Source organism: Flavobacterium sp. (genome assembly GCF_044338735.1).
Lineage (GTDB): Bacteria > Bacteroidota > Bacteroidia > Flavobacteriales > Flavobacteriaceae > Flavobacterium.
The window spans coordinates 1-6075 of record NZ_JBIIWV010000128.1 but is presented as its reverse complement, the minus strand read 5'-3'; the positions used below and the strand labels follow the sequence as shown (position 1 = coordinate 6075).

The following is a 6075-nucleotide window of genomic DNA, read 5'->3' as shown; positions in this document are numbered from 1 at the left end:
ATTGCCTACTTTAATAAAATTACGGTTGTTGGAAATGACAAAACAAATGATCATGTGATTTACAGAGAATTAAGAACAAAACCTGGACAAAAATATAGTAAGGAAGATTTGATTCGTTCTATTCGAGAAATCGGACAATTAGGCTTCTTTGATCCTGAAGCAATTAAACCCGATTTTAAAAATGTAGATCCACAAGCTGGAACAGTTGATATTGAATACAATGTAGTTGAAAAAGGAGCCAGTCAAATAGAACTTCAAGGAGGTTATGGCGGTGGCGGTTTTATTGGTACGCTAGGCTTATCTTTTAATAATTTCTCGGCACGAAATATGTTTAAAAAATCGGCATATAGACCTTTACCGATGGGTGACGGACAAAAAATGTCGTTACGTTTACAAGGAAGTTCGTTTTTCCAAACGTATAGTTTATCATTTTCAGAACCATGGTTTGGAGGTAAAAAACCTATAAGTTTTTCAACTTCATTATCTTACAGTAAACAATTTTTAATGGATTTTAGAACTAGAGATGTCAACCGCAGCCAAAGTTTTAATATCACATCGCTATCAGTTGGAATTGCAAAACGTTTGACAGTTCCTGACGATTATTTTGTATTGTCGCAGGCCGTATCTTTACAATATTATGATTTAAATAATTACAATACAGGTTTGTTTACTTTTGGAGATGGTGCATCTAGAAATTTAGCATATACAATTGGACTGACTAGAAATAGTAAAGCTGTTAATCCAATATATCCAACACAAGGTTCAGAGTTTAGTATTTCAGGAAAATTTACATTACCCTATTCATTATTTAATGGTATTGATTATAAAAATTTAGGAAATTTAGCCGAATACAAAAAAATAGCCACTGCTGATGGTTTTGCTCCAGATGGAAGTAACTACCCAGCAGGATCTTATTTGAACAGCGAAGGCTACCCTGTTGCAGACCCAGCTGATGCAGTAGCAGATCCAGCAAAAGTAGATCAGAAAAAATACAACTGGTTAGAATATTATAAAATTAAATTCAAGGCAGATTGGTACACTCGATTATATGATAAATTAGTGCTTCGTTCATTAGGAGAATTTGGATATATGGGAGCATATAATAATGATAGAGGTTTAGTTCCGTTTGAACGTTTTTTCCTTGGAGGAGATGGATTAGCTAATTTTGCTCTTGATGGAAGAGAGGTTATCCAATTGAGAGGTTATCCAAATAACTCTTTATCGTCACAAGATGGTGGTACTGTATACAATAAATTCTCTTTTGAATTACGTTACCCAATTACCTTAAATCAATCGGCATCTATATATGCCTTGAGTTTTTTGGAGGCGGGTGCTGCATTTGATAAATTTAAAGAGTACAATCCATTTAAATTACAACGATCTGCAGGTCTTGGAATACGTGTTTTTATGCCTGCATTTGGATTGTTAGGAATTGATTTTGCACATGGGTTTGATGCTATTCCAGGTCAAACCATAAAAAGTGGTTGGCAAACACACTTTATTATTGGACAACAATTTTAAAGATAGTTAATAGTTTTTTATTATTTTCGTAAAAATATTTTGATATTTGTTACGTTAGTAAAGTATCAAGTCAATAGCTTAATGCTTTATATTATAAAAACAACAATATATTTATGAAAAAAATATTTTTATTCTTTGCTTTCATATCAATTATAGCGCAAGCACAAACTGCTAAGGGCGTTAAAATTGGTTATATAGATATGGAATATATTTTAGAGAAAGTCCCTGATTATGCGGATGCTCTAAATCAATTGGAACAAAAAGCGCAAAACTGGAAACAAGAAATTGAAACAAAAAGAACAGCACTTACCACATTAAAAGAAAGTCTCAAGACAGAACGAGTGTTGTTAACTAAAGAGCTGATCGAAGAACGCGAAGAAGAAATTGCCTATTTCGAAAAAGAAATGTTAGATTATCAAGAAAAAAGATTTGGACCAAAAGGTGATTTAATAATTCAAAAATCGGTTCTAGTTAAACCAGTACAAGATCAAATATTTACAATAGTTCAAGATGTTGCCGAGCAAAGAAAATATGACTTTGTATTTGACAGATCTTCTGATTTAACGATGTTGTTTGCAGATAAAAAACACGACATTAGTGACTATGTAGTAAAAAAATTAACCACTTCTCAAAAAAGAGAAGAAATGAGCAAAAAGCAACTAAAAGCGCTTGAAGCAAAGGAAGCACTTGAAGATGCAAAAGCAGCTCAGGAGGCTAATCCTGCATATACTGAACGTCAAAGGATATTAGATGAGAAAAAAGCAGCTCGAGAAAAATTGTTAGAAGACCGTCAAAAAGCAATTGAAGAAAAGAAAGATGCTGCTGCTGAAAAAAGAAAAAAATTATTGGAAGAACGAGATGCTAAAAAAAATGGCACAGTAATTGAAAAAGATATTCCAAAGACAGATGCAACTTCTGAAAAGACAGAAACAAATTCTGAAAAAACAGAAACAGTAACTACTGAAAAACCAGCGACAGAAAAAAAATTATCGCCCGAAGAAATTAGACAAAAAGCTATTGATGAGCGAAATAAAAAAATTGAAGAGCGCAAAAAAGCGTTAGATGAAAAAAAGAAAAAAATGGCAGAAGAAAGAGCTGCCGCAATAAAAGCAAGAGAACAAAAAACAGAAACAGAGAAAAAAGATTAAATAACTTAAATTAAAATTAAAAAAAATGAAACAATTAAAATCGTTAGTAATCGTAGTAATCCTTTTTATCGGGACACAAGTATCAGCACAAACAAAAGTAGCTCATATTGATGTTCAAGCTTTAATGACTTCGATGCCTGAAATGAAAACAGCACAAGAGCAATTAAAGAAAATTCAAGAAACCTATGACAAAGATTATAAAAACATGGTTACTGAATACCAAACTAAATTGCAAAAATATGAGCAAGAGTCAGCTACTGCAGGTGATGCATTAAACGAAACACGTTCAAAAGAAATGCAAGACATGGGTGCACGTATCCAACAATTTCAACAAAATGCTCAAAAAGAGTTAGGACAGAAAGAAGTTGATTTACTAAAACCAATCATGGAAAAAGCGCAAAATGCAGTTAAAAAAGTAGCTAAAGCAAAAGCAATAACTTATGTTTTAGATGCAACAACAGGTAGTGGCGTAATTGTAGCTGATGGAGAAGATCTATTAGTGGCGGTAAAAAAAGAATTAGGTTTCTAATTTAGCATACATTTTATAAAAACTGCTCTTTCAGTAACTGATTGAGCAGTTTTTTTATATTTTTGTTTCAATGAAAAAAAACAATCCAATAGGTTTATTTGATTCGGGTATAGGCGGAACTTCTATTTGGAAAGAAGTACATGCGCTATTGCCTCACGAAAACACTATTTATCTTGCCGACAGCAAGAATGCTCCTTATGGATTGAAAACAAAAGATGAAATTATTTATTTAAGCTGTAAAAACACTGAATTACTTCTGGAAGAAAATTGCAAAATTATTGTTGTCGCTTGCAATACCGCAACAACAAATGCAATAAAAGAATTGAGAGCAAAATACGATGTTCCTTTCATCGGGATTGAACCAGCAATAAAACCAGCAGCTATTCAGAGTAAAACACAAACAATAGGAATTTTAGCAACAAAAGGAACGCTTTCTAGCGCGCTCTTTTTTGAAAACGTTTCGAAACATCCCAATGTTACAATCATTGAACAAATTGGTCATGGGCTTGTGCAGTTGATTGAAAATGGAGATTTAGACTCTCTTGAAATGAAAGAACTGTTAGAAAACTATCTACTTCCGATGGTTGAAAAAAACATAGATTATTTAGTTCTAGGATGTAGCCATTATCCGTATTTGATTCCGCAAATCAAAAAGATTATTCCACCTTCCATTGAAATAATTGATTCGGGTGAAGCTGTGGCCAAACAAACCAAAAAAATATTAGAAGAACAGCAATTATTAAATGATTCAAATAATAATGCTTCACAAATCTTCTATACCAACAGTAATCCTGAAGTTTTAAAAAAAATAGTGAAGCCGCTAGAAAGTGTTTTTTATAAAAATTTCTAGTATTATTCTTCCGTTTTGAACCAACCCGAATACATCACATAATTGTTTGAAATGCGTTCAATTTCTCCAGCAAAATCGCTTTGGTCGATATCTTTTACTTTTTTTGCAGGAACCCCAGCATAAATACATCCCGATTCTACAACTGTATTTTGTGTAATTACGGAGCCCGCAGCCACAATTGAATTGCTTTCAACAACACAATTATCCATTACAATAGCTCCCATACCAATTAAAACATTGTCTTTGATAGTACAACCATGTACGATCGCATTATGACCAATAGAAACATTGTTTCCTATAATTGTGGGATGCTTTTCATAAGTACAATGAATGATAGCACCATCTTGAATATTAACCTTATTACCTATAACAATTGAATTTACATCTCCACGAATAACAGTATTGAACCAAACACTGCAATTAGTTCCTAAAACAACATCTCCTACAATTGTAGCGTTTTCAGCAACATAACAATCGTTAGGAATTTGAGGAAACTTTCCATTTACTTCTTTTATTAACATAGCTATTAGTTTAAAAAAAATGTCCCGATAAATCGGGACAAATATACTTTATTTACTTATTTAATTCACCGCAGGACAGTTACAATCATATTCTTTATCTCTACAGAAAATATTCATTCCTAACGTAATTTGGTGAAAACCTGGGTTATCAAATTTCACATCTCCCATCACATGAGAATAGGTGTATGAAAACATATACTTGTCATAATTAAGACCAACAATTGGCGTTACCCATTGTAATTTTTGTTCCTGAATACCACTTCCGCTTACATATTGAGCGCCATCAAAACTTCTTCGGTATGAAAGTCCACCCCAAAGTTTACCAAATTCAAGCTCTTTATAGACTTTCAAGTTTAAATCAATTGCTTTTTCTTTTGTTTGAGAAGTAAATTGTAACATCAAAGAAGGTTCAAATAACAAATCACTTTCATCTCCAAAAACTGCTCCAGCGCTCCATAAATATTTACTTAAATTATCCGACTCAAATCCTTCAGAATAAAGTTCTCTACGTTGATTTGCTAAAAAATTCTTAATCGTAAAGTGAGTGAAAAAATCAATGTAATGATAAGAAACACCTAAATCAACATTAAAATAAGCGTCTTTTTGAATAACACCCGGAACAATAACAGGGTCAAAACCAGTGAAATCAGTTCCATCTAAAGTACTTTGAATAAAAGCAGCACTTAATCCAAAAGACAATTGGTTTAAATCGATAGTACTTCTTGAAAATCTAAGATGATGCGCATAAGTCAATTTTCCTCCTCTTTGAGAATGGTAACCATTTTTATCGTTGAAGAATATCATTCCTATACCTGAAGTTCCGTCTTCGTCTAATGACGTATTAAAACTAAACGTTTGCAATGCCGGAGCATCTTCTTGTCCAAACCATTGTTGACGACCTGTAAGACGTATTTTGCCACAATTTGAAGCACCCGCCATTGAAGGATGAATTAAATAATAATTATCTGATAAATAATCAGAATAAACGGCAATACCCTCTTGTGCATTAGTAAATTGCATTACTAAAAATGCGAAAACAAAATAACTCTTTTTAAAATTCATCGTAGGTAAATAATTTTATGAAAATAAGACTTAATTTTAATTTATTCAATAGTTAAAAATCAAATATAGCAGAGCAATACTATTGATTTTATAGCTTAACGGTCAAAGATATAAATTTTGTGTTTTAATTGCATCTTTATTTTAAAATATTCTTACTAATTTATAGAAAAAAATGCATATTCTGGTTTTTTATAAAATTTATGACTTTATAAAACTGATTTTCAGAAAGTTATACAAAAATATCCTAATTTAAATATATAAATATTATTAAAGTATACGCCAAAATTCATCAAATCAATAATTTAACTTTTAGCAATAGTTAATTTTATTGAAAAAAAATAAAAATAATCGATGAACGTCTATTTGTTCTTATCTTTGCAAAAAGAAAACTAAAATGCAAATTACAAGTATAAAACCAACAAACAATCCTGCTATTTTAAAATT

Annotated in this window: 6 protein-coding genes; 4 read left to right on the top strand and 2 right to left on the bottom strand. The window is 31.6% G+C overall.

Translation table 11 applies throughout. The features are described from left to right. The 4 genes from ACIQZC_RS08375 to murI all read left to right on the top strand — a co-directional run. A partial coding sequence (locus ACIQZC_RS08375) for an outer membrane protein assembly factor (RefSeq protein WP_396138780.1) occupies positions 1 to 1521 on the top strand: 1521 nt, incomplete at its 5' end. A gap of 113 nt (positions 1522 to 1634) precedes the next feature. Continuing rightward, the gene (locus ACIQZC_RS08370) at positions 1635 to 2669 is read left to right on the top strand and encodes an OmpH family outer membrane protein (RefSeq protein WP_396138779.1); all 1035 of its coding nucleotides are present in this window, start codon (positions 1635 to 1637) and stop codon (positions 2667 to 2669) included. A 25-nt stretch (positions 2670 to 2694) separates the two neighbouring features. Continuing rightward, positions 2695 to 3198: an OmpH family outer membrane protein gene (locus tag ACIQZC_RS08365; protein ID WP_396138778.1), complete on the top strand. Its 504-nt coding sequence runs from the start codon at positions 2695 to 2697 to the stop codon at positions 3196 to 3198. 70 nt (positions 3199 to 3268) lie between these two features. Further along, complete coding sequence (gene murI / locus ACIQZC_RS08360; RefSeq protein ID WP_396138777.1) at positions 3269 to 4048, top strand: glutamate racemase; 780 nt, start codon at positions 3269 to 3271, stop codon at positions 4046 to 4048. 2 nt (positions 4049 to 4050) lie between these two features. On the opposite strand, the gene ACIQZC_RS08355 is transcribed toward murI, so the two are convergent. Further along, on the bottom strand, positions 4051 to 4569 hold the full coding sequence (locus tag ACIQZC_RS08355; RefSeq protein ID WP_396138776.1) for a gamma carbonic anhydrase family protein: 519 nt from the start codon (positions 4567 to 4569) through the stop codon (positions 4051 to 4053). Between the two features lie 60 nt (positions 4570 to 4629). Beyond that, complete coding sequence (locus ACIQZC_RS08350; RefSeq protein WP_396138775.1) at positions 4630 to 5631, bottom strand: type IX secretion system membrane protein PorP/SprF; 1002 nt, start codon at positions 5629 to 5631, stop codon at positions 4630 to 4632. Positions 5632 to 6075: the final 444 nt, after the last annotated feature.